Below are 24,695 nucleotides of genomic sequence, written 5' to 3'. Positions count from 1 at the left end.
GCCCTGCCGACCGCGACGGATGTCCCGGACAGACCGGGACACAGGTCGCCGTCAGGTGCCGTCATCGGAAGGATCCTTCGAGCCCGGAGCGTTCCTACGCTCAGGGAATCGCCGTACCGGTTCCCAGCTCAGGAGGACAGCATGCTCGACGGCCGAGTCCCCATTGTCAGACGTGCGGCACCGCGGCGACGCGGGCGAAATCCGCGCTGATGTCCCCGGCGGTCTGCAGCAGCAGCGGCAGATGCTCCCCGACGAGCCGCTCGACCGACGCCTCGGCTGCGTGAACGTTGACGTTGAGCGCCGCGACGACCCGGCCGGAACCGTCCCGCAGCGGGGCCGCGACCGACCGGATGCCGGGCGCCAGCTGTTCGTCGGTCAGTGCCCATCCGCGGGCCCGCACCTCCCGCAGGACCGCTTCGCGTTCCTCCGAGCTGGGCCACGGAGCACGATTCGCCGGTCCGCTCCACCAGGTGCTCCATGTGGGGCCGTGCGATGTCCCACAGGCCCATGGAGCGCACGTAGGCGACCCCGAGTTCGAGGACTCTCGGGGGCAGCGAGAAACCCGCCTCGTACGAGCGGACATAGCCGAGTTCCTCGAGGGTGAGCAGGATCCGGCGGGCGGTCGGCCTGGCGAGTCCGGTCGCGCCGGCGACCTGGGACAGCGACATGGCCGGCTGTCCGGGCTTGAACGCGGCGATGACCTCCAGGCCCCGGGCCAGCGCCTCGATGAAGTCCGGTCCTGCTCTCCTACGTGGCACGTGGCTCCTCGGCTGCGATCCGCTTGCGCTTTCCACTCGGACCAGCGGGCGTCCGCGATGCGGACAGGGCCGCATTCCGCAGTTTCAACAGGAGGAGGGAGGGACACACCCAGGCACCGCAGTGCCTCTGACCTCAGCATGTCCGTCATACGGATTTCTGTCCGCTGACAGCGCAGCGCACTTGATTCCTTGATCACTTGATTCCTTGACCGCTTGGAGAGCCGCATGTCCGAGAAACTCGAAACAGATCCAGCTCAGACCCGGCCGGAAGCCTTCCGGAGCGGACTGCTCATCGACGGCAAGACCGTCGAGTCCGACGACTGGACAGCCGTCCACGACCCCGCCGCCCCCAGCCGGATCGTCGGCCACGCCGCCGCGGCCACCCCCGACCAGGCCCGCGCGGCGGTCGCGGCCGCGGACGCGGCGTTCCCCGGCTGGGCCGCGATGCCCGCCCGTCGGCGAGCGGAGATCATGGGCGAGGCGCTCACCCTGCTCGACGACAGCGCGGCCGACCGGGCAGCGCTGATGACCCGCGAGAACGGCAAGATCTCCCTCGAGAGCCAGATCGAGATGAGCGTCTTCGTCGCCCGCACCCGGGCAGCCATCGACCTGGTCGACTCCCTCGACCGGGTAAGGCACCTCGACGGCCCGCCGCTGACCTCGCACATCCACCGGCTCCCCATGGGTGTGGTCACCGTCATCGTGCCGTTCAACTGGCCGATCGCGATCCTCGGAGCGAGCCTGCCGTACGCGCTGCTGGCCGGGAACACGGCCGTGGTCAAGCCCCCGCCCACCGTGCCGCTGGCCATGGTGCGAACCCTGGAACTGTTCGCGGCGGGACTCCCCGCCGGCGTCCTGAACGTCGTGACCGGCAGCAACGAAGCGGTCGCCCCGCTGCTCACCGATCCCCGCGTCCGCAAGATCGTGTTCACCGGAAGCACGGCCGCCGGCAAGCACATCATGGCCGCCGCCGCGCAGAACCTCGCCTCGGTGACCCTCGAACTCGGCGGCAACGACCCCGCGATCGTCCTCGACGACGCCGTACTCGACCAGGAGCACATCGGACGGCTCGTCCAAGGTGCGTTCCTGACGAGTGGTCAGGTCTGCATGGCCGTCAAACGGCTGTACGTCCACCGCTCCCGCTACGACGAACTCGTCGACGCGCTCGCCACTGCCCTCGACACCCAGCGCGTGGGCCCGGGAACCGACCCCGCCTCGACCATGGGCCCGCTCAACAGCGCCGCCCAGCGCGACAAGGTGACCGCCATGCTGACCGAGGCGGCCGACGCCGGAGCCGAGATCCGCGAACTGGGCACCCTGGCCCCGGGCGCCGCCTCCTCAGGAGGACACTTCCTGCGCCCCGCCCTCGTCCTCGATCCCGACCCGGGCCTGAGAATCGTCACCGAGGAACAGTTCGGCCCCGCCCTGCCGATCCTGCCCTTCGACGACGTCGACTCCGTACTGGACCAGGTCAACAACGACTGGTCGGGACTGTGCTCCTCGGTCTGGAGCGGCGATCCCGCCCGCGCGGCGGCCCTCGCGCAACGGCTGCGCACCGGCACCACCTGGATCAACCACGCCAACGCGGTCGCATGCGACGACCGAGCTCCCTTCGGCGGCTTCCGCCAGAGCGGCATCGGACGCGAGATGGGCCCGGACGGCCTGCTCTCGTTCACGGAGCCGCACACCATCACGACGCAGGGCTGAGAAGCCCGCACGTGGCGGTAGGGGCACCCGGTGTCGGGTGCCCCTACCTGTGGGGGTGGGGAAGGCGTCCTTCCTCACGGGGGGAGTGGAGGTTTCGGCCTTCCCGGGGGAGGAGGAGTCGGTCTCCCGGTGTGAGGGGGAGGGAGACGCGGTCCTCCTGGGGGAGTGACCGTCGGCCGACGGGGGCGGCGGGGTCACTCCTCCCGGTGGTTCGTGTGCCTTGGTCAGTCGTTCGAGCGGTCGGCGGTGACCTTGCCGGAGTCGGGGTTCACGCGCCAGTCGCTGCCGGTGCCGTCGGCGGCGGTGGTGTCGACCTCCCAAGCCTGGTCCGTGCTCTCCTCGTCGAGGTCGACGGAGGTCACCGTGCCCTTGGCGGCGGCGGCCTCGGCGGCCTCCGCGGCGGTCACGGAGCTGCCCTTCAGGGCGGCACGGATCTGCGCGGTCTCGGCGGCGTCGTCACCGTCGTTGTCCTTCTCGGTGTGCGAGCCGAGGACCTTGCCGTTGGCAGGGTTGATCTGGATGCTGTGCCAGGCACCGCCGTCGGTCAGCACGTCGACCTCCCACACGTGGGTCGTGCCCTCGTCGTCCAGGTCGGCCGAGACCGCCGTACCGGTCGTGTGCTGCAGCGCCGCCCTGATCACGTCGGCGGCCGTGCTCTGCCCGGCCTTCGCGTCGGCGGCGTTCTCGGCCTTGTCCTCGGCGTCCTCGTCCTTGTCGCGGGCGGCCTGGTCCTCGGCGCTGTCCTGGGCGGTGCCGTCGGTGTTGTTGGTGCCGTCGCGGTTGTTGTCGTCGTTCGACACCGCCACGGTCTTCTTTGCCACCGTCTCGTCGTCACCCGTGACCGCGATGGCGGTCGCGGTGCCGCCGCCGATCAGGGCGGCGGCCGCGATGGTGGCGATGACGACGTTGCGCTGCATGAGATTCCTCCGGAATGCGACTGGTTGCAACCAGTGACGGATGTTGTTGGCGGTTGCAGTTGGCTTGTCTGCCTCATCTGCTTTCGACGGGAACCAATCTGGCCGATCGACGCTGAAGCGAACCTGAAGCCACCTGAAGACCGCTTCAGGTTCGGTTTGCCAAGCTGAAGGCATGCGCCTGTTGATCGTGGAAGACGAAAAGCGGCTGGCCCTGTCGCTTGCCAAGGGACTGACGGCCGAGGGCTTCGCCGTGGACGTCGTCCACGACGGAGTCGATGGCCTGCACAGGGCGAGCGAGGGGGTCTACGACCTGGTGATCCTCGACATCATGCTGCCCGGCATGAACGGCTACCGCGTGTGCGCCGCCCTGCGCGCCGCCGGCCAGGACGTGCCGATCCTGATGCTCACCGCCAAGGACGGCGAGTACGACGAGGCCGAGGGCCTCGACACGGGCGCCGACGACTACCTGACCAAGCCGTTCTCCTACGTCGTCCTGGTGGCCCGCGTGAAGGCGCTGCTCAGACGGCGCGGGCCGGCGGGCGGAGCCTCGCCCGTGCACACGGTCGGCGATCTGAAGGTCGACACCGCCGCCCGGCGGGTGTTCCTCGCGGAGGACGAGATCACCCTGACCGCAAAGGAGTTCTCCGTCCTCGAACAGCTCGTGATGAGAGCCGGTGAGGTCGTGTCGAAGTCCGACATCCTGGAGCACGCCTGGGACTTCGCGTACGACGGCGACCCGAACATCGTCGAGGTCTACATCAGCACGCTCCGCCGCAAGGTCGGCTCCGCGCTCATCAAGACCGTACGCGGGGCCGGATACAGGCTGGAGGCCCGCCCGTGAAGCGTCTTCTCGGCTCCGTCCGGGCCCGCGCCACCCTCGCCGCGACCGTCGTCGTCGCCATAGCCGTGGTCGCCGCGGGCGCAGCCGTACTGCTCTCGCTGCGGGTCACCCTCACCGACAAGGCGGATGCCGAGGCCGACGCCATGGCCCGCAACGCCGCCTCGGCGCTGGCGAACGGGTTCGCGTACGACGAGCTGAACCTGCCGGACGGCGACGAGAACCCCGTCGAGGTCCTGGACCGCAACGAGAAGCCCGTCGCGGCCGGCGAGGACGTCGAGGCCATGAACGTGACCGCCGTCGCCTCGGACCGGCTGAACTCCGAGACCAACGACGACGCCGACGACAAGGCGGAGGGCGATCGCGCGGCGGAGGACGGGGGCACCCTCTCCGCCGGGGAGATCGCCGACGAGACCTGGTACGGCGAGGGCACCGCGACCGTCGAAGGGGCGACGGCGAAGTACCGGTTCGCCGCGGTCGACGTGATCACGCCGGGAGGTGTCCTGCTCACCGTCTACGCGGGCGCCCCGCTCGCCACCGAAGAGGAGGCTGTCAGCACCGCGTTGACGACGATGCTCATCGGGCTGCCCCTGCTGCTGTTGACGGTCAGCGGGGTGACGTACGCCGTCACCAGGCGGGCGCTGCGCCCCGTCGAGGGCATCCGCGCCGAGATGGCGGCCATCACCGCATCCGAGGACCTCTCCCGACGCGTCCCCGAGCCGGACACACACGACGAGATCGCCCGCCTGGCCCGCACGACGAACGAGACCCTCGCCGCCCTGGAGACCTCGGTCGAACGGCAGCGCGCGTTCGTCGCCGACGCCTCGCACGAGCTGCGCAGCCCCATCGCGTCCTTGCGTACCCAGCTCGAAGTGGGCGCCGCGCACCCGGAGTTGCTGGACCTGGACGGGGCCGTCGAGGACACCGTACGACTGCAGAGCCTCGCCGCCGACCTGCTGCTGCTTGCCCGCCTGGACGCGGGGGAGCGGCCCCCGCCGGACGCGCGCTTCGACCTGGCGAAGGTCGTGGCGGAGGAGGTGTCCTCCCGGGACGGAGTGACCCTCGACAGCGTCAGGTCCGTGGAGGTGCGCGGCTCCCGCAACCAGATCTGCCGTGTCCTCGGCAACCTCCTGGACAACGCCCGCCGCCACGCCCGCGACCGCGTCGCCGTCACCTTGCGCACGGACGCCGGCCAGACGGTCCTCCAGGTCGCCGACGACGGCTCGGGCGTCCCTCTCGCCGACCGCGACCGTATCTTCGAACGTTTCGTCCGCCTCGACGAATCCCGAGCCCGAGACGACGGCGGCGCCGGCCTGGGCCTCGCCATCGCCAGGGACATCGCCGTACGCCACGGAGGCACATTGACGGTCACCGACGCCCCCGGCGGAGGCGCCTTGTTCGAACTGAGGTTGCCGCTCACCGGCCGGATGGCCGCGCAGGACGACTGAGCCGTACTCAGATGTCCCGGAAGATCTCGATCTGCGCTCCCACCGTGTTGAGCCGCTCCGCCAGATCCTCGTACCCCCGGTTGATGACGTACACGTTCCGCAGCACCGATGTGCCCTCGGCCGCCATCATCGCCAGCAGAACGACCACGGCGGGGCGCAGCGCGGGTGGGCACATCATCTCGGCGGCGCGCCAGCGCGTCGGGCCCTCGACCAACACCCGGTGGGGGTCGAGGAGTTGGAGGCGCCCGCCGAGGCGGTTGAGGTCGGTGAGGTAGATCGCGCGGTTGTCGTAGACCCAGTCGTGGATCAGGGTCTTGCCCTGCGCGGAGGCCGCGATGGCCGCGAAGAAGGGGACGTTGTCGATGTTCAGGCCCGGGAACGGCATCGGGTGGATCTTGTCGATCGGCGCCTCCAGCTTGGAGGGCCGGACGGTGAGGTCCACCAGGCGCGTACGGCCGTTGTCCGCGAAGTACTCCGGCGTACGGTCGTGATCGAGGCCCATCTCCTCCAGGACCGCCAGCTCGATCTCCAGGAACTCGATCGGCACCCGACGCACCGTCAGCTCCGACTCGGTGACGACGGCGGCGGCCAGCAGGCTCATCGCCTCGACCGGGTCCTCCGAGGGCGAGTAGTCCACGTCCACGTCGATGTTCGGCATGCCGTGCACGGTCAGCGTCGTCGTGCCGATGCCTTCCACCCGTACGCCCAGTGCCTCCAGGAAGAAGCACAGGTCCTGGACCATGTAGTTGGACGAGGCGTTGCGGATGACGGTCGTGCCGTCGTGACGCGCGGCGGCGAGCAGCGCGTTCTCGGTCACCGTGTCCCCGCGCTCGGTCAGCACGATCGGCCGGCCGGGGGAGACGGACCGGTCCACCCGGGCGTGGTAGAGCCCCTCGGTGGCGGTGATGTCCAGACCGAACCGGCGCAGCGCGATCATGTGCGGCTCGATCGTCCGCGTACCGAGGTCGCAACCGCCCGCGTACGGCAGCTTGAACTGGTCCATACGGTGCAGCAGCGGGCCGAGGAACATGATGATCGAGCGCGTACGGCGGGCCGCCTGCGCGTCGATGGTGCCGAGGTCGAGGTCTGCCGGGGGCACGATCTCCAGGTCCACCCCGTCGTTGATCCACCGGGTGCGTACCCCGATGGAGCCGAGCACCTCCAGCAGGCGGTACACCTCCTCGATGCGGGCCACCCGGCGCAGCACCGTGCGCCCCTTGTTCAGGAGGGTCGCGCACAGCAGCGCCACGCACGCGTTCTTGCTGGTCTTCACGTCGATGGAGCCGGAGAGCCGACGGCCGCCGACCACGCGTAGATGCATCGGACCCGCGTACCCCAGCGAGACGATCTCACTGTCCAGGGCTTCACCGATTCGGGCGATCATCTCAAGACTGATGTTCTGGTTCCCGCGCTCAATGCGGTTCACGGCGCTCTGACTGGTGCCGAGCGCCGCGGCCAGCTGCGTCTGTGTCCAGCCCCGGTGCTGACGGGCGTCACGGATGAGCTTGCCGATGCGTACGAGGTAGTCGTCGTCCATGGCGGCAGGCTATCTCGGATATGAGATGTCGAAATCTCAGGGGGTCCATTGGAGTGATGGGAGTGACACCTCCTCAGGAGCGGCCCCAGTGACGCCCGGTGAGGCCGGCTCCACGGCGACGCCGGGTGGCGGTCCGTGTCCTGCGCCACCCGAAGGGGCCGGGCAGATCGAACGAGGTGGTCCGGCGCCCGGTGCTGCTGCGCGTGTGCCGCGGCCCGTGCCGGCCGCCCGTGGTGATGGACCAGGAGCGCCGGTTGATGTTCAACCGCACCCCCGGCAGAATCCGGAAACTCTTGCGGAACGTGAGGGGCATGTCCGCCTCCTTTCGCTCACCGATGGGTACCCCGGATACCGGCCGGCACGCCGCCCCGGCACGGCTACCGCTGTTCGGGCCTGCCTACGCGGCCTGGTGAAGTCCGGTGCGGTACCGCGCCCCTAAGGAGGCCGCAGGCCTCTTAGGGGCGCGGGGCTGTATCGATATGCGGCTCCGCCGCGTGGGCGCGACCAGCCACGACGCACCCGCAGCTTCAAACCGCGCCCCCAGCGGAGCGCCTACGCAGGCAGCGCCCCGCTCTGTGCCGCCTTGCGGTGGCGCGCGCTCAGGCGGGAGCCGGACTCGCGGCGGGCGGCGCGGCGCAGGAGGGGTATCGCGAGGAGGAACCCGAGGACTGCCCAGGCGGTCAGCACCAGAGCGACCATGGGCAGCTCCCAGGAGCCGGCCGGCTCGGCGGCCCGTGCGGCGTCCGGCAGCAGGGCCGAGCGCAGGCCCTGCGCCATCCACTTGAGGGGGAAGACCGAGGCCACCTGCTGGACCGGCCCGGGCATCATGGTGAGCGGGAACATCGCTCCGGAGGTGATCAGCAGCCCCATCACGGGCAGCATGATCAACGCCAGCGCCTCGCGCGGGTTGGGCAGCACGGCGCCTATGGCCGCGCCCAGCGGTACGACGGCGAGCAGCCCGAGCGTGGTGACCCACAGCAGCGTCAGCCAGCCGCCCGGCCCGTGCGGCAGCGGCCCATCCACCAGCAGCGCCGTGGTTACCAGGAGCAGGGTCAGCGTGCCGACAGCTGTGACGACCACCAGCAGGCACTTGGCGACGAGATAGGCCGGTATCCCGCCGGGCGTGGCGCGCAGCCGCAGCAGGGCGCCCTCTTCCCGCTCGGTCACGAGCATCTGCGGGAGGTTGATCAGCCCGATCTGGAACAGCCCATAGGCGGCGAAGCCCGCGAGCACCAGATGGGCCATCGGGGTATCGGTGCCGGGCACATCATCACTGATGTAGGCGGCGATCAGCAGCGCGACGACCACATTGGTCAGATGGCCGGACATCTCCTTGGGATTGCGGAGGAGGTGCCGCAGCTCGATGCCGCCGCGAAGGAAGCCGGCACGCCAGTAGCGGCGGGTGGGGCGGCGCGGTTGCTTCGTCCCGCCCGGTGCGTCACTCACGTCCGCCACGTCGGCCCTGTCCATCTTGTTCGCCACATGTGTCCCCCTCATACGGCCTGCGCCTCCCCGTCCATGGCCCCGTCCACGACCGCGTCCCTGCCGTCGTCCTCCCGATGCACCATGTGCAGATACGTGTCCTCCAGCGTCGGGCGGCGGACCTCCAGACCGGCGATCGGGCCGTCCGCGTCCCGGTGGAGTTCCCAGACCAGCCGAGAGGGGTCCTCGGTACGTTCGCGGTGGGACGTCCCGTCGTCGGCCGTCCAGCGGACCTCGGCCTGTGCGGCGGCCCGCCGGGCCAGTTCCGACGGGGTGCCACAGGCCCGGATCCGGCCGCCGACCAGCATGGCGATCCGGTCGGCGAGCCGCTCGGCCTCCACCAGGTCGTGTGTGGTGAGCAGGACGGTGACGCCCTCGTCGCGGGCCAGCCGTTCGACCAGGACGTGGAACTCGTGCCGCGCCTGAGGGTCGAAGCCGGTGGTCGGCTCGTCCAGGAAGAGGAGCTCGGGGCGGCCGACGATGCCGAGCGCGACATCCAGCCGCCGGCGCTGGCCGCCGGACAGCCGGTCCACCTGCTGGTCGTCCTGGTCGGTGAGGTCGACCAGGGCCAGCAGTTCGGTGGGGTCGCGCGGGTCGGGGTAGTACGTCGCGAAGTGCGCCAGCAGCTCGGCGACCCGCCAGCGGCGGTGGTCGCGCCAGGACTGCAGGACCAGTCCGATGCGGCCGCGCCAGGCGTCGTCGCCCCGCTCCGGATCCGCACCGAGGACCCGGGCCTCCCCGGCGGAGCGCTGCCGGAAGCCCTCCAGGATCTCGACGGTGGTGGTCTTCCCGGCGCCGTTGGGCCCGAGCAGTGCGAAGACTTCGCCGCGGTGGATGTCCAGATCGATGCCGCGAAGGACGTCGACGTCGCCGTACGCCATGGTCAACTCGCGTACCTGGACGATGGGTTGGGCGGGCGTGAGCGTCTTCATCGTCCTGTCTCCGCGGGGTGCTGCGGTTGTGCCGCCCCGGTCGCGGCCGTCGTGGGAGCGTCGTCCGCCGGCGGGCCGGGCGTCGCCGCGGGCCCGGCGCCCTCGACGATCGCCCGGAGCGCCGCCACATGCCCCTCGAAGGCGGTGCGGCCGCGGTCCGTCAGCCGTACCTTCGTACGCCGCTTGCGGCCGCCGCCCTCCTTGTGGATCTCCAGGTATCCGGCCTCTTCCAAGGTGTGCAGCTGCTTGGAGAGCGCGGAGTCGCTGAGTGAGAGGCTGTCGCGGATGAACGCGAAGTCCGCCCATTCGGTGGTGGCGAGCAGCGCGACCACCGACAGCCGGGTGGAGGGATGGATCAGCTCGTCGAAGCCGACGGGGGTACTCATCGGCCCGCCTCCTCGTCGGCCGCCGGTTCGCCGCCGCTCCGCACCGAGTCGGCCGCCCAGCGGTTGGCGGGACCGAGGGAGAGCAGGTACACGGCCACCGCGGCCGTGGCCTGGATGGGGCCGGCGTAGATCGGCTCCAGTGGCTCGGTCAGGTGGTCCGACAGCACGATCGTCCCGCCGACCAGCACCGCCGCCGCACCGAACGCGGCCCACATACGCCCGGGGCAGCGAGTGTGGTGCAGTTGCATCCGGCTCCTGCGGCTGCTCATCACTACCAGCACGCTCAACAGGCCGACGTAGGCGGCCACGAACAGTCCGACGCCCCACTGGGGCAGGTCCATGCCCACGCCGGCAAGGAACACCCACATGAGCGCGGCCATGCCGTAGGTCATGCCGCGCCCGCCGGACACGGAGCGCTCGAACTCGTCGTACACCCGCTCCTGCGGCACCCGGATACGCTGCAGATCCTTCCAGGCCTGTTCGGCATCCATCGGTGTGCTCACGGCCATCGCCTCCCCGTGACGAGCCTCATTCGACTTTCCCATCGGGAAAGTTACTCCTGACTTTCCCGGAAGGCAAGTCGGGAGTACGCGGGGTCGGTGTGACAGAGCAGTTGTCCTGTCCTGCCTCTGGGAGCGTGGCCTGCTGTCGGGCGCTGGCCTGGGGTTGGACAGACGAAGCGAGACGTCGGCCTTCGTGATGTCTCACTGCTGCCGGCCACTGCGGGCGAGGACGGAAAATCTCAGTTGCGTGGCCAGTTGGTGCTGGTGCCGGACCAGGGCGCAGCGCCAGAACAGTCGACGGCGTAGCCGCGCGCCGGGCAGTACTCGGGCGACCTGCGCCACGGCGCCCTGGCAGATCGGGGACGCTTCTTCGTCTTGGCCCAGGGGGCAGAACGCCCAGGGGCAGAGCGAGGGCGCGTTCGCGGCCCCTCAGTCGAGACAGAACTCGTTGCCCTCGATGTCCTGCATCAGTTGGCACGACTCGTTGTGGTCATCGGCAAGCAGTAGTCGCCCGCGTACCGCGCCGAGCGCGACCAGTCGTGCGCACTCGGCCTCGAGCGCGGCGAGGCGCTCTTCACCCACGAGCCCGGTGCCGACCCGCACGTCAAGATGCACCCGATTCTTGACGACCTTGCCTTCGGGAACGCGCTGGAAGTACATCCGCGGGCCCACACCCGAGGGATCCATGCAGGCAAACCCTGAACCCTGACGCTCGGGCGGCAGCGAGCGATCGTAATCGCCCCAAGTGGCGAACCCCTCCGGTGGCGGCGGTACGACGTACCCCAACACCTCGCACCAGAAACGAGCGACGCGCTCAGGTTCCGCGCAGTCGAAGGTGACCTGGAACTGCTTGATCGATGCCATCGGTCCACGGTAGTGGCGCGTGCTGTTGACCGAACCCTCCGGGGTGTCACCGCCGCGCGGGTCGAGGTCTCGCGGGACATGAGCAGCGCCAACGGGCCGGATTGCCTGAGGCGGGGGCCAATTCGTATGAGATGGGACACCGGTGCCCCGCGTCACTCGAATTTCAGCGAGACGAAACCACTGGTCGTCAACCCTCGGTGACGACGATCGGTCTTCGAGGAGGCAGCGCAACCGACCTCCGGGCATGACCGAGCGACGGTCATGTACTAGAGTTATCTCGACATCGAGATATCTGCCGAGGCGTACCTCAGTCGCCAGATCGGTAAGGGTTGCCTAACTTAGCCTTACCTTAGCTGATCGGCCAACCGACGTGGCGGCAGGATGCGGTGGTACGCGCACATGAATGAAGGAGACTGTCGTGTCGGCGAACAGCTTCGACGCCCGCGCCACACTGAACGTGGGCGACGAGTCGTACGAGATCTTCCGGCTGGACAAGGTGGAAGGCTCGGCTCGCCTTCCGTACAGCCTGAAGGTGCTGCTGGAGAACCTCCTCCGGACCGAGGACGGCGCGAACATCACCGCCGACCACATCCGGGCCCTCGGCAGCTGGGACTCACAGGCCCAGCCGAGCCAGGAGATCCAGTTCACCCCCGCCCGTGTGATCATGCAGGACTTCACCGGCGTGCCCTGTGTCGTGGACCTCGCCACCATGCGTGAGGCCGTCAAGGAGCTCGGCGGCGACCCGGCGAAGGTCAACCCGCTCTCCCCGGCCGAGCTGGTCATCGACCACTCCGTCATCGCCGACAAGTTCGGCACGCACGACGCCTTCGCGCAGAACGTCGAGCTGGAGTATGGCCGCAACCGCGAGCGCTACCAGTTCCTGCGCTGGGGCCAGACCGCCTTCGACGACTTCAAGGTCGTCCCGCCCGGCACCGGCATCGTCCACCAGGTCAACATCGAGCACCTGGCCCGTACGGTCATGGTCCGTAACGGCCAGGCGTACCCCGACACCCTCGTCGGCACCGACTCGCACACCACGATGGTGAATGGCCTCGGCGTTCTTGGCTGGGGCGTCGGCGGTATCGAGGCCGAGGCCGCGATGCTCGGCCAGCCCGTCTCGATGCTCATCCCGCGTGTCGTCGGCTTCAAGCTGACCGGTGAGCTCAAGCCCGGCACCACCGCCACCGACCTCGTGCTGACCATCACCGAGATGCTCCGTAAGCACGGCGTCGTCGGCAAGTTCGTGGAGTTCTACGGAGAGGGCGTCGCCGCCACCTCCCTCGCGAACCGCGCCACCATCGGCAACATGTCGCCGGAGTTCGGCTCCACCGCCGCGATCTTCCCGATCGACGCCGAGACCATCAAGTACCTGAAGCTCACCGGCCGCAGCGAGCAGCAGCTCGCGCTCGTCGAGGCGTACGCCAAGGAGCAGGGCCTCTGGCTCGACCCGGCCGCCGAGCCCGACTTCTCCGAGAAGCTGGAGCTCGACCTGTCGACGGTCGTCCCGTCGATCGCCGGCCCGAAGCGCCCGCAGGACCGTATCGTCCTCGCGAACGCGGCCGAGCAGTTCAAGACCGACGTCCGCAACTACGTGGACACCGTGGACGAGGCGGGCCAGGAGTCCTTCCCGGCCTCCGACGCCCCGGCCGTCGCCCCCAACGGCGCGCCGAGCCGTCCGACCACGGTCACCGCCCCCGACGGCTCGACGTACGAGATCGACCACGGTGCCGTGACGGTCGCGGCCATCACCTCCTGCACCAACACCTCGAACCCGTACGTCATGGTCGCCGCCGCACTGGTGGCCAAGAAGGCGGTCGAGAAGGGCCTGACGCGCAAGCCCTGGGTCAAGACCACCCTCGCCCCCGGCTCCAAGGTCGTCACCGACTACTTCGACAAGGCGGGCCTGACCCCGTACCTCGACAAGGTCGGCTTCAACCTCGTCGGTTACGGCTGCACCACCTGCATCGGCAACTCCGGCCCGCTGCCGGAGGAGGTCTCCAAGGCGGTCAACGAGCACGACCTGGCGGTCACTTCGGTGCTGTCCGGCAACCGCAACTTCGAGGGCCGGATCAATCCCGACGTCAAGATGAACTACCTGGCGTCCCCGCCGCTGGTCGTCGCGTACGCCCTCGCCGGCTCCATGAAGGTGAACATCACCAAGGACGCGCTGGGCACCGACCAGGACGGCAAGCCCGTATACCTCGAGGACATCTGGCCGACCGAGGCCGAGGTCAACGACGTCGTGGCGAACGCCATCGGCGAGGACATGTTCAACAAGTCCTACGCCGACGTCTTCGCGGGCGACGCCCAGTGGCAGGCGCTGCCGATCCCCACCGGCAACACCTTCGAGTGGGACCCGCAGTCGACATACGTCCGCAAGCCCCCGTACTTCGAGGGCATGACGATGGAGACCACGCCGGTCACCGACTTCACCGGCGCCCGCGTCCTCGCCAAGCTGGGCGACTCGGTCACCACCGACCACATCTCCCCGGCCGGCGCGATCAAGGCCGACACCCCGGCGGGCAAGTACCTCACGGAGCACGGCGTCGAGCGTCGCGACTTCAACTCCTACGGTTCCCGCCGCGGCAACCACGAGGTCATGATCCGCGGCACGTTCGCCAACATCCGCCTGCGCAACCAGATCGCGCCGGGCACCGAGGGCGGCTACACCCGCGACTTCACCCAGCCGGACGCGCCCGTCTCCTTCATCTACGACGCCTCCCGCAACTACATCGAGCAGGACATCCCGCTCGTCGTCCTCGCGGGCAAGGAGTACGGCTCTGGCTCATCCCGCGACTGGGCCGCGAAGGGCACGGCGCTGCTCGGCGTCAAGGCTGTCATCGCCGAGTCGTACGAGCGCATCCACCGCTCGAACCTCATCGGCATGGGCGTACTCCCGCTCCAGTTCCCGGAGGGCGCCACGGCCGAGTCCCTGGGCCTGACCGGCGAGGAGACCTTCTCCTTCACCGGCGTGACCGAACTGAACGAGGGCCGCACGCCCCGCACGGTCAAGGTCACCACGGACACGGGCGTCGAGTTCGACGCGGTCGTCCGCATCGACACCCCCGGGGAGGCGGACTACTACCGCAACGGCGGGATCATGCAGTACGTGCTGCGCTCGCTGATCCGCAAGTAGGCAGTCCCGTACGGCAGTTGAGGGGCCGCATCCCTGGAAACGGGGGTGCGGCCCTTCGCGTCATGCCGTCATACCCAGCCCCGCTGCGCCGCCCGTACCCCCAGCTGGAATCGGCTCGCCGCACCCAGCCGCTCCTGCAGATCGCTCACCCGCCGACGCAGCGTCCGCAGGCTCACCCCCAGGTGCCGGGCCACCGCCTCGTCCTTCATCCCGGCGGCGAGAAGCCGCGTCAACGCCCGCTCGCCCTCGGTGAGTTCGCCGTCGGTGACCGGCTGACCGAGCGGCGTCGCCTGCTGCCAGGCCAGCTCGAAGAGCTTCTGCAGCGCTTCGGTCACCGCCGAGTGCCGTACCACCGCCGCGCAGTAGCCGCCCGCGGCGGACGCGGTCAGCGGCAGCATCGCCGTGCGGCCGTCGACCACCAGCAGTTTGATCGGCACGGTGGGCAGCACCCGGGCCTGCTCGCCGAGTTCCACCATCTTCCAGGCGTGGTACAGCACGTCCGGGTCCTCCAGGGCGGTGGCCGCGTACACCGTGCGATAGACGATGCCACGGCTGAGCAGATCCGCCTGGAGGTCCAACTGCGGGGTGCGCGGGGCGAGATACGGAGGAGTGTCGAAGACGCACACCTCGTGCTCGGCGCGCGCGTACAGCTCCTCCAGGCGCGCGGCGTTTGCGCCCTCGCCCGACACGACGTCGACCAGGCGCGACGGTTCCTCGCGCAGCAGCCCCGCCTCGTACGCCGTCGCCATCTCGTCGGCGGTGGCGGCGAGCAGCTCGGACTCGGTCTCGCGCCGCCGGATCAGGGCGCGGATCGCCACACGCGGATCGACGGCCCGTAACCCGCCGGTGGAATCGGGCGGTTGAAGAAGACCGAGTGAGAGCAGCCGGTCGCAGGCCTCGCGCACCCGGGCGGGGGACGCGTCGGTGAGCCGTGCCCAGCCACCCGCGCCCGCATCGGGCTGATGGAGAATCGCCTGGTACAGCAACTCGTCGAAGGCGGAGACCCCCACCGCGGCCCAGGGGCTCGCGGCAGGGGTCTGTCTGAGTGCCGAGTCGTATGCCGTGTTCACCATGGCCCGGCACGGTAGACGATCTTTGTTAAAGCTGTCGCACCGCTTTTGGCGGCGCTCCTACTTCAGGCCATACGCCCGCAGTACGGTCTGATCGACCTGGTTTCCGGCGCCGTCGGAGGCCTGCACGCGCAGCGACACGAACTCCGTGCCCTTCGGGTGCTTGATCTCGGCCTTGCCGTTCCGGACCTTCGTCTCCTTCCAGGACGCGCCGTCGTCGTACGAGACCCAGGCCTTGAGGGACTTGGCCTTGACGTTCCCCTCCTGATCCCGGACGGAGAGCCCGAGGTCCAGCTTCCGCTTGGATTCGGCGCGGTTGAGGAGGTCGAGCCCGTCCAGGTCATAGTCGACGGAGAGCAGGGGCAACGCCGTCGCCTCGTCGGTGTGTGCCGAGGCGAAGGACCATTCGGTGTGGGCGCTCGTCGAGTACGGCGTCCAGTCGGCCTTCCGCTGCGTGTCGAGCACGAAGCGGTACGAGGCCTTCGCCGCCGGGACGTCGAAGACGCCGTATCCGCCGACCGTCGAGTCGCCGACCAGCTGACCGTCCGCGTAGAGCTTGCCCTGCGCGGTGTCGTTGACGTCTCTGACGTACCCGTAGTGACCTGGCGTCGCGTCGCTCAACTCCGGTACGTAGACGGTGAGTTTGTCGCCGGTGCGCTCCGAGAGGCCGTACTCGGTGCTCGTCGCCGGGCGTACGACCTGGCGCAGCCAGTCCTCGCTCGGCTGGGTGCCCGCCTTGCCGTAGGTCCGCAGGGTGTTCCACTGGCCCCCGTTCGCCTCCCAGGACGGGTAGACGGTGTGCCAGACGCGGGTGTCGGGGCTCACGTTGAAGTACTCGGTGCGTTCCCGGCCGAGTTGCATGTAGTCGCTGGTCTCGACCGCGACCAGCTGCCAGGGGCGGAAGGTGTAGACCGTGTCCGCCCCCAACTCGCCTGCCCTGCCCGCATGGTAACGGTTCGTCACCTTCGCCGTGGTGGAGCGGTCCAGGGTGTACGTCTGGTCCGGCGAGATCGATCCGGACTGCGGGAGGGTCACGTTGTAGACGTACGGGCTGACCTCTGTGCCGCCCAGCTTGAGCGTGACCTTCTTGCCGCTCTTCAGCAGGGTGGTGAGCTTCTCGCCGTCCTCGCCGGTGGTGATCATCACGGGCATCGTCGCCCTGTCCACGGCCGTGAGCCAGTGGCCGGCCTTCTTGCGGTACGCGATCAGATAACTCGCGCCCGCCTCCGCCGCGTTGGCCATCGCCTCGTCCGGCCCCCACGTGTCGGCGGCGACCCCGACCACCACAGCCTTGCCCTTGACGTCGAGCCCCTCGAAGTCGGCCGCCGTACCGGCGCCCGCGTCCACCGCCTGCACCTTGCGGTCGCCGGTGATCTTCACCGGGAAGTCGTTGTACGTGTTGGCGTAGTCGAGCGGCAGCGCGTACTTCTCGGGACTGGTGACACTCGCCGTCAACTCCTTCGCGTACAAACGGAACTTGGAGTAGAACTCGAGGGATCCCTCGGTGACCTTCTCGGTCGGCGCCACATAGATGTGCTCGGTCCAGGGGCCTTGGCTGTACGTCAACCCCCAGGAGCTGCCGGGCCCTTCGCGGTGCCAGGAGGTACTGAAGCCCTGGTGCTCGGCGTCCTCCTTGGTCTTCGGCTTGATCTCCACCGCCTTGCGGGCGTCGAGCGTGACCTCGGTGTCCCCGTCGACCTTGATCTCGGGATTGCCGACGACCGACGTGCCGACGGCCACGCCGCCCGCGTCCTTGTCGGGGATCCAGGTGGCGATGGAGTACGTACCGGCCGGGACCTCCCAGGTCCCGGTGGCGCCCACGGAGCCGTAGGCGTTGGCGTAGGCGCCGTTCAGCTCCTGCAACGTGTAGAGCGACCCCCCGGTGGTCGGCTTGCCGTCGCGGCCCACGAGGGAGACCTTCAGGTCGTACGTCTTCGGTGCCTTGTCGTAGCCGACGCCCGTCGTGACCAGGATGCCGTCGGCGGTCGCGGTGACGTGGCCTGAGTACCGGCCCTGGGCCGCCTTCGCCGGGTCGACACTGACGGGGACCGTGGCGGTGCCCTTGGCGGGCACGGCCACGGTGCCGGCCCCCAGGGTGACACCGTCGAGGCTCGACGCGAGCTTCAACTCCACCGGCACGTCAGTGGTGTTGGTGTAGATGATGTTCTTGCTGTCGACCTCCGAGTCCCCGTCCTCGTACTTGCCGAAGCTCAGCGTCGAGGTCCCGAAGACCTTCTGCGTGACCGCCCGTACGGCGTCGACGCGGCCGTCTCCCTGCTGGAACACGGAGTTGTCGGCGTTCGTCTTCGCGGTACTGGCCAGGGCCTGCTTGATCTGCTCGCCCGTCCAGTCCGGATGGGCTTGCGCGACCAGCGCCGCCGCGCCCGCCACGTGCGGGGTCGCCATCGAAGTGCCGTTCGCGGCCGTGTAGTTGTCGTCGAGCGGCGTGCCCATGGCGGTGCCGGAGGCACGGGCCGCGGCGATGGCCACGCCGGGCGCGGTGATCTCCGGCTTGACCGCGGAGTCGCCGAGGCGCGGTCCACGGCTGGAGAACGAGGCCAGCTTGTCGGACTTGTCGACCGCGCCGACCGTGAGCGCCGAGTCGGCGATGCCCGGCGTACCGACGGTCTGCTCCCGCGGGCCCGAGTTGCCCGAGGCGATCACGAAGAGGGTGCCGGTCGACGCGGACAGCTCGTCCACCGTCTCGCTCAGCGGGTCCGAGGGGCCGGAGGCCGTACCGCCGAGGGACATGGAGACGATGTCCGCGCCGGACTCCGCCGCCCACTGCATGCCGGCGATGATCCACGACGACTGGCCGGAGCCCGCGTTGTTGAGGACCTTGCCGACCATCAGCTCCGCGCCCGGCGCCACACCCTTGCGCTTGCCGTCGGAGGCAGCGCCCGAGCCGGCGATCGTGGACGCGACATGGGTGCCGTGGCCGTGGCCGTCCTGCACCTCCTGATCGGGCACGAAGGTCTTCGACTCCGTGATCTTGCCCGCGAGGTCCGGGTGTCCGGTGTCCGCGCCGGTGTCCAGGACGGCGATCTTGACGCCCTTGCCGTCGTAGCCCGCCTGCCACACCTCGGGGGCGCCGATCTGCGGGACGCTGACGTCGAGGGACGCCTTGACCTTGGCGTCCAGCCAGAGCTTGTCGATGCCCTCGCCGAGCTGCCTGGCCGCCTTGGCCGTGGGCTCGGCGGCCGTGTTCTCGGCGTCGGGGGCGACGTCCGCCCAGAACTTCTCGGCGGTCGACTTCTTCGCGCTGAGCGCGGCGCCGTCGATGCCGGGCAGGGACAGCGTCCTGCGCGCGCCCTCGGGGATGGTGTTCCCCTGGCGGTAGGTGGCGATCAGCGGGATGGCGCCGGTCTTCGAGTCCGCGTATCCCTGCTTGACGAGCTGGGTGACATTGAACAGGGCCGGGTCGATATGGCCCGCCTGAAGCAGCGGGATCGCGTCGTCCGGTACGACGCTGACCTCGCCCTTCTGCTCGCTCGACAGGAAGGTGGCGGACTCGCGGCCCTTGCCGCGTCGGACGTCGACGGCGGACTTGCCGTCGGCGGCGGTGGTGAGGGTGACCGTGTCACCGGTGATGAGGGTGACGGTCTGCGTGCTGGTGGTGCCTGGCGCGGTGACGCTCGGCACGGGCGTGGCGCCCGGCTCGGTGACCGGGGACTCGGGGCCGGCCATCGCGGGGGTGATGGCCCCCGCGAGCAGTCCGGCCGCTCCTGCCACGGCCCAGAGGGCGTGGAGTCTTCGCATGTGTGGACTTCCTCCCCTGAACACTGAAATCGCTTCCGGCCTGGTAAACGGAAGCCAGTGATCAGGGTGGGCGCTGTGGGGAATGCGGCTCAAGGGATTCCTGTGGCCGGGGCGTGCCAATGCCCCCTTCGGCCAAGGCTGTTGACGGTCAGCCTGACCGCAATGACCGCAAGTAGGCGCTCTTGTAGGGAAGTTGGGCCGCACTCCCACACGGGGTGCGGCCCTTCGCGATCAGAGCCAGCCGCGTTGCGAGGCCCGCACCCCCAGCTGGAACCGGCTCGCCGCCCCCAGCCGCTCCTGCAGCTCACTCACCCGCCGCCGCAGGGTCCGCAGGCTCACCCCCAGATGGCGGGCCACCGCCTCGTCCTTCATCCCGGCCGCCAGCAACCTGACCAACGTCCGTTCTCCCTCGGGGAGTTCACCGTCGCCGACCGGCTGGCCGAGCGGCGTCGCCTGCTGCCAGGCCATCTCGAAAAGCCTCTGCAGGGCTTCGGTCACCGCCGAGTGCCACACCACGACGGCGCAGTAGCCGCCCGCCGCGGAGGAGGTCAGCGGGAGCATCGCCCGACACCCGTCGACCACCAGCAGTTTGACCGGCACGGAGGGCAATACCCGCGCCTGCTCACCGAGTTCGACCATCCTCCAAGTGCGGGAGAGGACGTTCGGTTCTTCCAGGGCGGGCGCCGCGTAGATCCCGCGGGAGACGATCCCGCGTCTGAGCAGATCGGTCTGGAGATCCAGCTGCCGGACGGGCGGTGCGAGATACGGAGGCGTGTCGAAGAGGCACACCTCGTGCTCGGCGCGCGCGTACATCTCCTCCAGGCGGGCGGCGATGGCACCCTCGCCGGAAGCGACCTCGATCAGCCGGGACGGCTCCTCGCGCAGCAGCCCGGCCTCGTACGCGGTAGCCATCTCCTCGGCGGTGGCGGCGAGCAGTTCGGACACCGTCTCGCGCCGTCTGATCAGCCCGCGGACCGCCACTCTCGGGTCGATCGCGCGTAATCCCCCCATGGAATCCGGCGGCTGGAGCAACCCGACCGTGAGCAGCTGGGTGCAGGATTCGCGCACCCGGGCCGGCGAGGCGCCGGTCAGGAGCGCCCAGCCGGCCGCGCCGGCATCGGGCTGGTGGAGGATCGCCCGGTATACCAGCTCGTCGAAGGCGGAGACCCCCACCGCGGCCCAGGGGCTCGCGGCAGGGGTCTGGTCTGCCGTGTCGTATGCCGTGTTCGCCATGGCTCGGCACGGTAGGCAATGTTTGTTAAGGCTGTTGGTACCGGCCTGGGATGCCGTCTACTTCAGGCCGTCTACTTCAGGCCGAACGCCCGCACCACGGTCTGGTCGACCGCGTTGCCGTCCCGGTCGGCGGCCCGCACGCGCAGCGACACGAACTCGGCGCCCTTCGGGTGCTTGAGCTCCGCCCTGCCGTGCCGGACCTTCACCTCCTTCCAGGTCGTGCCGTCGTCGTAGGAGACCCAGGCCTTCAGCTGACCGGTCGTGATGCTCTTGTGCTGGTCCCGGACGGAGAGTCCGACCTCCGACCTCCCCTTGGACTCGACCCGGTTCAGGAGGTCCAGCCGGTCCACGTCGTAATCGACGGAGAGCAGCGGCAGCGCCGTCTGCTGTTCCGTGCGCGCCGAAGCGAAGGACCATTCGGTGTGGGTGCTCGTGGAGTACGCCGCCCAGTCGGCCGTGCGCTGGGCGTCGAGAACGAAGCGGTACGCGGTCTTCGCCGCCGGGACGTCGAAGGTTCCGTAACCGCCGCGCACGGAGTTGCCGATCAGCTTCCCGTCTGCGTACAGCGCGCCCTGCGCGGTGTCCTGGGCATTGTCCACGTACGCGTAGTGACCGGGTGCGGCATCGCTCAACTCCGCTATCTTGAGGGTGAGTTTGTCGCCGGTGCGCTGGGAGACGCCGTACTGCTCACTGGACGCCGGGCGCACGACCTGGCGCAGCCAGTCCTCGGTGGGTACCCGGCCCGCCTTGTCGAAGGTCCGCAGGGTGTTCCACTGGGACAGGTTCGCATTCACGTCGGGGTAGACGGCGTGCCAGACACGGGTGTCGGGGGAGACGTTGTAGTACTCGGTGCGCTCCGTACCGAGTGGCGTCTTGTAGCTGGCCTCGACGGCGGAGGACTGCGCGGGGCGGTACCGGTAGACGGCGTCCTTGCCGACCTGGCCGGCCTTGCCCCCGTGGTAACGGACCTTGTGCCGCACGGTGTTGGAGCTGTTCAGGGAGTACGTCTGGTTCTTCGCGATGGCGCCGGTCTGCGGAAACATCACGTTGTAGACGTACGGGCTGACCGCCGTGCCGTCCAGCTTCAGCGTGACCTTCTTCCCGCTGTCGAGCAGTGCCCCGAGTTTCGCGCCGTCCTCGCCGGTGGCGACCATCAGCGGGATCGTCGCGCTGTCCACCCAGGAGATCCAGTACCCGGGCGTCTCGCGGTACGCGATCACGTAACCGGCCCCGGCCTTGGTCGCGTTGGCCAGCGCCTCGTCCGCCGTCTTCCCGGTCGGCAGCCGGACGACCGCCACCTTGCCCTTGACGTCGAGCCCTTCGAAGTCGGCCGCGCTGCCGCTGCCGGCGGCCACCGCCCGCACCTTCCGCTCGCCGCTGAACCCCGCCGGGAGGCCGTTCCGCGTCTGTGCGTAGTCGAGGGGAAGCGCGTACTTCTCGGGACTGGTGACGCTCGCCGTCAACTCCTTGGCGGCCAGCCGGAACTTGGAGACGAACTCGAACATGCCCTCCGTGACCTTCTCGGTCGGAGTGACGTAGACGCGGTCGGTCCACCAGTTCTGAAGGTACGTCACCCTGAGGGCGGAACCCGGACCTTCCCGGTGCCAGCTGGTGGTGAACCCCTGGAACTCGGAGTCCTCCTTGGTCTTCGGCTTGATCTCGACGGCCTTGCGGGCGTCGAGGACGACCTCGGTGTCCTTGTCGACCTTGATCTCGGGATCACCGACGACCGAGGTGGCGACCTCCAGTCCGCCCGCGTCCCGCTCCGGGATCCAGGCCGCCGTGGAGTACGTGCCGGCCGGCACGTTGAGGGTGTAGCCGCTGCCGATGTACCCGCTCGTTGCCGGGTACGCGCCGTTCAGCTCCTGCAACATGAAGATCGATGACGAGGTGGACGGCTTGCCGCCGCGGTTCACCAGCGACACCTTCAGGCGGTAGGTCTTCGGCTGCTTCTCGAAGCCGACGGCCGTGGTGACCCGGACGCCGTCGGCGCTCGCGGTGATGTGGCCCGTGTACCGGCCCTCGGCCTGGTCGGCGGGGGCGACCGTGACCGCGACGGTGGTGGTGCCGTTCGCCGGGACGGTCACGAGGCCCGTGGCCGGGGTGGCCGCGGTGAGGGACGAGGAGAGCTTCAACTCCACTGCTTTGTCAGTGGTGTTGGTGTACGTGATGTCCTTGCTGTCGGTCTCGGTGTCGCTGTCGCTGTCCTTGTACGTGCCGAAGCTGAGCGCCGGGGTCGCGAAGACGCCCTGCTCGACGGCCTGCACGGCGTCCACCCGGCCGTCGCCCTGCTCGAACACGGTGGTGTCCGGGCTGGTCTTCGCGGTGCTGGCGAGGGCCTGTTTGATCTGCTGGCCCGTCCAGTCCGGATGCGCCTGGGCGACCAGCGCGGCGACGCCCGAGACATGCGGAGTCGCCATCGAAGTGCCGTTCGCCGACGTGTAATTGTCGTCGACGGGCGTGCCCATGTTGGTGTCGGCGGCGCGGGCCGCCGTGATACCCACTCCCGGCGCGGTGATCTCCGGCTTGATCGCGGAGTCACCGAGGCGCGGGCCCCGGCTGGAGAAGGAGGCCAGCTTGTCGGACTTGTCGACCGCGCCCACCGTCAGCGCGGAGTCGGCGATGCCGGGCGTGCCGATGGTCCCCTCCGCCGGGCCGGTGTTGCCGGCGGCGACCACGAAGAGGGTGCCTGTGGACGCGGACAGCTCGTCCACGGTCTCGCTCAGCACGTCGGAGGAGCCCGACGCGGTACCGCCCAGCGACATCGAGACGATCTTCGCTCCCGAGTTCGCCGCCCACTGCATGCCCTCGAGGATCCAGGAGGTCTGGCCGCGACCGTCGTTGCCCAGCACCTTGCCGACCAGCAGCTCCGCACCGGGCGCCGCGCCCTTGAGCTTGCCGTCCGAAGCCGCGCCCGAACCGACGATCGTGGACGCCACGTGGGTGCCGTGGCCGTGACCGTCCTGCACGGCCTGGTCGGGCACGAAGCTGCGTGACTCGGCGATCCTGCCCGCGAGGTCCGGGTGTCCGGTGTCCGCGCCGGTGTCCAGGACGGCGATCTTGACGCCCTTGCCGTCGTAGCCGGACTGCCACACCTCGGGCGCGCCGATCTGCGGAACGCTCACATCGAGGGACGCCTCCACCTTGGCGTCCAGCCAGATCTTCTCGATGCCCTCACCGAGCAGGCGTGCGGCCTTCGAGGTCGGTTCGGTGCCGAGCGCGGGGGCGATGTCCGCCCAGAACGCGGTGGACTTCTCGGCGCTCAGTGCGGCGCCGTCGATCCCGGGGAGCGCGAGGGTGCGACGCGCGCCGTCGGGGGTCGCACTGCCCTTGGTGTAGGTCGCGATGACCGGGGTGGCCCCGGCTTGGGCGTCGGTGTAGCTCTGCTTCACCAGCTGGGTGATGTTGAACAGGGCGGGGTCGAGGCGGCCCGCCTGGATCAGCGGGAGCGCGTCGGAGGGCAAGACGCTGATATCGCCGTCGCGTTCGCTGGACAGGAAGGTGGCGGCCTCACGGCCCTCGCCACGCTGTACGTCCACGGCGTACTTGCCGTCCGGGCTGGTCGTGAGCGACACGGTGTCGCCGGTGATGAGGGTGACGGTCTGCGTGTTCGTGGCACCGGTCTTGGCGCCGCTCTGCACGGGCGTGGCGTCCGGTGCGGTGACCGGTAATCCGGAACCGGCCGCCGCGGGCGTGATCGCGCCCGCGAGTAGTCCTGCCGCTCCTGCCACAGCCCAGAGGGCGTGGAGTCTTCGCATGGGTGGCGTCCTCCCCTGAACGCTGACGACGCTTCCGGCCTGGTGAGCGGAAGCCAGGTGATCAGAGTGAGCGCTGCCCGCAAAGCGACTCAAGGGATTGCTGTGGCCGAGGAGTGCCAATGCCCCCTTCGGCCAGGGGAATTGGCGCCTTCGTAGGTCTTCGTCAGGTCTTGTCGTCGAACTCCCGTCGTGTGCCCGGAGGGCGGGCCCAACTCGCCGAGGTGAGGCCCTTGCGCGCCAGGCGTTTACAAGTCGGCCGCTCGGCGCTACCTTCACCCTGAGTGAGGTGGGAGCGCTCCCATATGGGCGTGGAGGGGCGGACCGGAACCTGCCCAAGCCACCGGGGCCCTCCCACCTCACCCGCACG

Annotated in this window: 17 protein-coding genes; 4 read left to right on the top strand and 13 right to left on the bottom strand. The window is 69.5% G+C overall.

The features are described from left to right. Positions 1-166: 166 nt before the first annotated feature. Positions 167-400: an IclR family transcriptional regulator domain-containing protein gene (locus IEZ21_RS48025; protein ID WP_246568439.1), complete on the bottom strand. Its 234-nt coding sequence runs from the start codon at positions 398-400 to the stop codon at positions 167-169. Positions 401-983: 583 nt separating this feature from the next. Between IEZ21_RS48025 and IEZ21_RS34350 the strand changes: the two genes are divergently transcribed. Beyond that, positions 984-2,465 carry an aldehyde dehydrogenase family protein gene (locus tag IEZ21_RS34350; RefSeq protein ID WP_189325729.1) on the top strand — a complete coding sequence of 494 codons (1,482 nt, stop codon included), beginning with the start codon at positions 984-986 and terminating at the stop codon, positions 2,463-2,465. Positions 2,466-2,689: 224 nt separating this feature from the next. On the opposite strand, the gene IEZ21_RS34345 is transcribed toward IEZ21_RS34350, so the two are convergent. Continuing rightward, complete coding sequence (locus IEZ21_RS34345; protein WP_189325728.1) at positions 2,690-3,382, bottom strand: PepSY domain-containing protein; 693 nt, start codon at positions 3,380-3,382, stop codon at positions 2,690-2,692. 172 nt (positions 3,383-3,554) lie between these two features. Between IEZ21_RS34345 and IEZ21_RS34340 the strand changes: the two genes are divergently transcribed. Together IEZ21_RS34340 and IEZ21_RS34335 are read left to right on the top strand one after the other, a co-directional pair. Continuing rightward, positions 3,555-4,223 (top strand): response regulator transcription factor, encoded by a 669-nt coding sequence (locus IEZ21_RS34340; protein WP_033326239.1) that lies wholly within the window; start codon positions 3,555-3,557, stop codon positions 4,221-4,223. Beyond that, positions 4,220-5,668, top strand: coding sequence for a sensor histidine kinase (locus IEZ21_RS34335; protein ID WP_189325727.1), 1,449 nt, complete (start codon positions 4,220-4,222; stop codon positions 5,666-5,668). Before IEZ21_RS34340 ends, IEZ21_RS34335 begins: the two co-directional genes overlap by 4 nt. A gap of 7 nt (positions 5,669-5,675) precedes the next feature. Here the strand turns inward: IEZ21_RS34335 and IEZ21_RS34330 are convergent, their stop codons facing one another. From IEZ21_RS34330 to IEZ21_RS34300, 7 genes are all read right to left on the bottom strand, one after another. Continuing rightward, positions 5,676-7,205 carry a helix-turn-helix domain-containing protein gene (locus tag IEZ21_RS34330; RefSeq protein WP_189325726.1) on the bottom strand — a complete coding sequence of 510 codons (1,530 nt, stop codon included), beginning with the start codon at positions 7,203-7,205 and terminating at the stop codon, positions 5,676-5,678. A gap of 73 nt (positions 7,206-7,278) precedes the next feature. Next, positions 7,279-7,518 carry a DUF4236 domain-containing protein gene (locus IEZ21_RS34325; RefSeq protein WP_189325725.1) on the bottom strand — a complete coding sequence of 80 codons (240 nt, stop codon included), beginning with the start codon at positions 7,516-7,518 and terminating at the stop codon, positions 7,279-7,281. A 239-nt stretch (positions 7,519-7,757) separates the two neighbouring features. Beyond that, positions 7,758-8,687, bottom strand: coding sequence for an ABC transporter permease (locus IEZ21_RS34320; protein WP_246568437.1), 930 nt, complete (start codon positions 8,685-8,687; stop codon positions 7,758-7,760). A gap of 11 nt (positions 8,688-8,698) precedes the next feature. After that, on the bottom strand, positions 8,699-9,619 hold the full coding sequence (locus tag IEZ21_RS34315) for an ABC transporter ATP-binding protein (protein ID WP_189325724.1): 921 nt from the start codon (positions 9,617-9,619) through the stop codon (positions 8,699-8,701). Then, on the bottom strand, positions 9,616-10,005 hold the full coding sequence (locus IEZ21_RS34310) for a transcriptional regulator (RefSeq protein ID WP_246568435.1): 390 nt from the start codon (positions 10,003-10,005) through the stop codon (positions 9,616-9,618). The genes IEZ21_RS34315 and IEZ21_RS34310 overlap by 4 nt, the downstream gene beginning before the upstream one ends. Next, on the bottom strand, positions 10,002-10,514 hold the full coding sequence (locus tag IEZ21_RS34305; RefSeq protein ID WP_246568443.1) for a hypothetical protein: 513 nt from the start codon (positions 10,512-10,514) through the stop codon (positions 10,002-10,004). Before IEZ21_RS34305 ends, IEZ21_RS34310 begins: the two co-directional genes overlap by 4 nt. Positions 10,515-10,937: 423 nt before the next feature. Continuing rightward, the gene (locus tag IEZ21_RS34300) at positions 10,938-11,372 is read right to left on the bottom strand and encodes a VOC family protein (protein WP_189325723.1); all 435 of its coding nucleotides are present in this window, start codon (positions 11,370-11,372) and stop codon (positions 10,938-10,940) included. 418 nt (positions 11,373-11,790) lie between these two features. Here IEZ21_RS34300 and acnA point away from each other — a divergent pair, with 418 nt between their 5' ends. After that, positions 11,791-14,508, top strand: a complete 2,718-nt coding sequence (acnA, locus tag IEZ21_RS34295; protein WP_189325722.1) for an aconitate hydratase AcnA — start codon at positions 11,791-11,793, stop codon at positions 14,506-14,508. 68 nt (positions 14,509-14,576) lie between these two features. Here the strand turns inward: acnA and IEZ21_RS34290 are convergent, their stop codons facing one another. The 4 genes from IEZ21_RS34290 to IEZ21_RS34275 all read right to left on the bottom strand — a co-directional run bounded on the left by IEZ21_RS34290 (position 14,577) and on the right by IEZ21_RS34275 (position 24,328). Further along, positions 14,577-15,581 (bottom strand): response regulator transcription factor, encoded by a 1,005-nt coding sequence (locus tag IEZ21_RS34290; RefSeq protein ID WP_189325721.1) that lies wholly within the window; start codon positions 15,579-15,581, stop codon positions 14,577-14,579. A gap of 57 nt (positions 15,582-15,638) precedes the next feature. Further along, on the bottom strand, positions 15,639-19,337 hold the full coding sequence (locus tag IEZ21_RS34285) for a S8 family serine peptidase (RefSeq protein WP_189325720.1): 3,699 nt from the start codon (positions 19,335-19,337) through the stop codon (positions 15,639-15,641). 231 nt (positions 19,338-19,568) lie between these two features. Beyond that, complete coding sequence (locus IEZ21_RS34280) at positions 19,569-20,570, bottom strand: response regulator transcription factor (RefSeq protein WP_189325719.1); 1,002 nt, start codon at positions 20,568-20,570, stop codon at positions 19,569-19,571. Between the two features lie 71 nt (positions 20,571-20,641). Next, positions 20,642-24,328, bottom strand: a complete 3,687-nt coding sequence (locus IEZ21_RS34275; RefSeq protein WP_189325718.1) for a S8 family peptidase — start codon at positions 24,326-24,328, stop codon at positions 20,642-20,644. Between the last annotated feature and the right edge of the window lie 367 nt (positions 24,329-24,695).

This window comes from Streptomyces flaveus, from assembly GCF_014647675.1.
Taxonomy (GTDB): domain Bacteria; phylum Actinomycetota; class Actinomycetes; order Streptomycetales; family Streptomycetaceae; genus Streptomyces; species Streptomyces flaveus.
This window is presented reverse-complemented; position numbering and strand designations above follow the sequence as displayed.

Bases quoted from the DNA above. Each gene is read 5' to 3' on its own strand.
- IEZ21_RS34350 (WP_189325729.1), top strand. From the start codon at position 984: ATGTCCGAGAAACTCGAAACAGATCCAGCTCAGACCCGGCCGGAAGCC.
- IEZ21_RS34345 (WP_189325728.1), bottom strand. From the start codon at position 3,382: ATGCAGCGCAACGTCGTCATCGCCACCATCGCGGCCGCCGCCCTGATC.
- IEZ21_RS34340 (WP_033326239.1), top strand. From the start codon at position 3,555: ATGCGCCTGTTGATCGTGGAAGACGAAAAGCGGCTGGCCCTGTCGCTT.
- IEZ21_RS34330 (WP_189325726.1), bottom strand. From the start codon at position 7,205: ATGGACGACGACTACCTCGTACGCATCGGCAAGCTCATCCGTGACGCC.
- IEZ21_RS34325 (WP_189325725.1), bottom strand. From the start codon at position 7,518: ATGCCCCTCACGTTCCGCAAGAGTTTCCGGATTCTGCCGGGGGTGCGG.
- IEZ21_RS34315 (WP_189325724.1), bottom strand. From the start codon at position 9,619: ATGAAGACGCTCACGCCCGCCCAACCCATCGTCCAGGTACGCGAGTTG.
- IEZ21_RS34310 (WP_246568435.1), bottom strand. From the start codon at position 10,005: ATGAGTACCCCCGTCGGCTTCGACGAGCTGATCCATCCCTCCACCCGG.
- IEZ21_RS34305 (WP_246568443.1), bottom strand. From the start codon at position 10,514: ATGGCCGTGAGCACACCGATGGATGCCGAACAGGCCTGGAAGGATCTG.
- IEZ21_RS34300 (WP_189325723.1), bottom strand. From the start codon at position 11,372: ATGGCATCGATCAAGCAGTTCCAGGTCACCTTCGACTGCGCGGAACCT.
- IEZ21_RS34290 (WP_189325721.1), bottom strand. From the start codon at position 15,581: ATGGTGAACACGGCATACGACTCGGCACTCAGACAGACCCCTGCCGCG.
- IEZ21_RS34285 (WP_189325720.1), bottom strand. From the start codon at position 19,337: ATGCGAAGACTCCACGCCCTCTGGGCCGTGGCAGGAGCGGCCGGACTG.
- IEZ21_RS34280 (WP_189325719.1), bottom strand. From the start codon at position 20,570: ATGGCGAACACGGCATACGACACGGCAGACCAGACCCCTGCCGCGAGC.
- IEZ21_RS34275 (WP_189325718.1), bottom strand. From the start codon at position 24,328: ATGCGAAGACTCCACGCCCTCTGGGCTGTGGCAGGAGCGGCAGGACTA.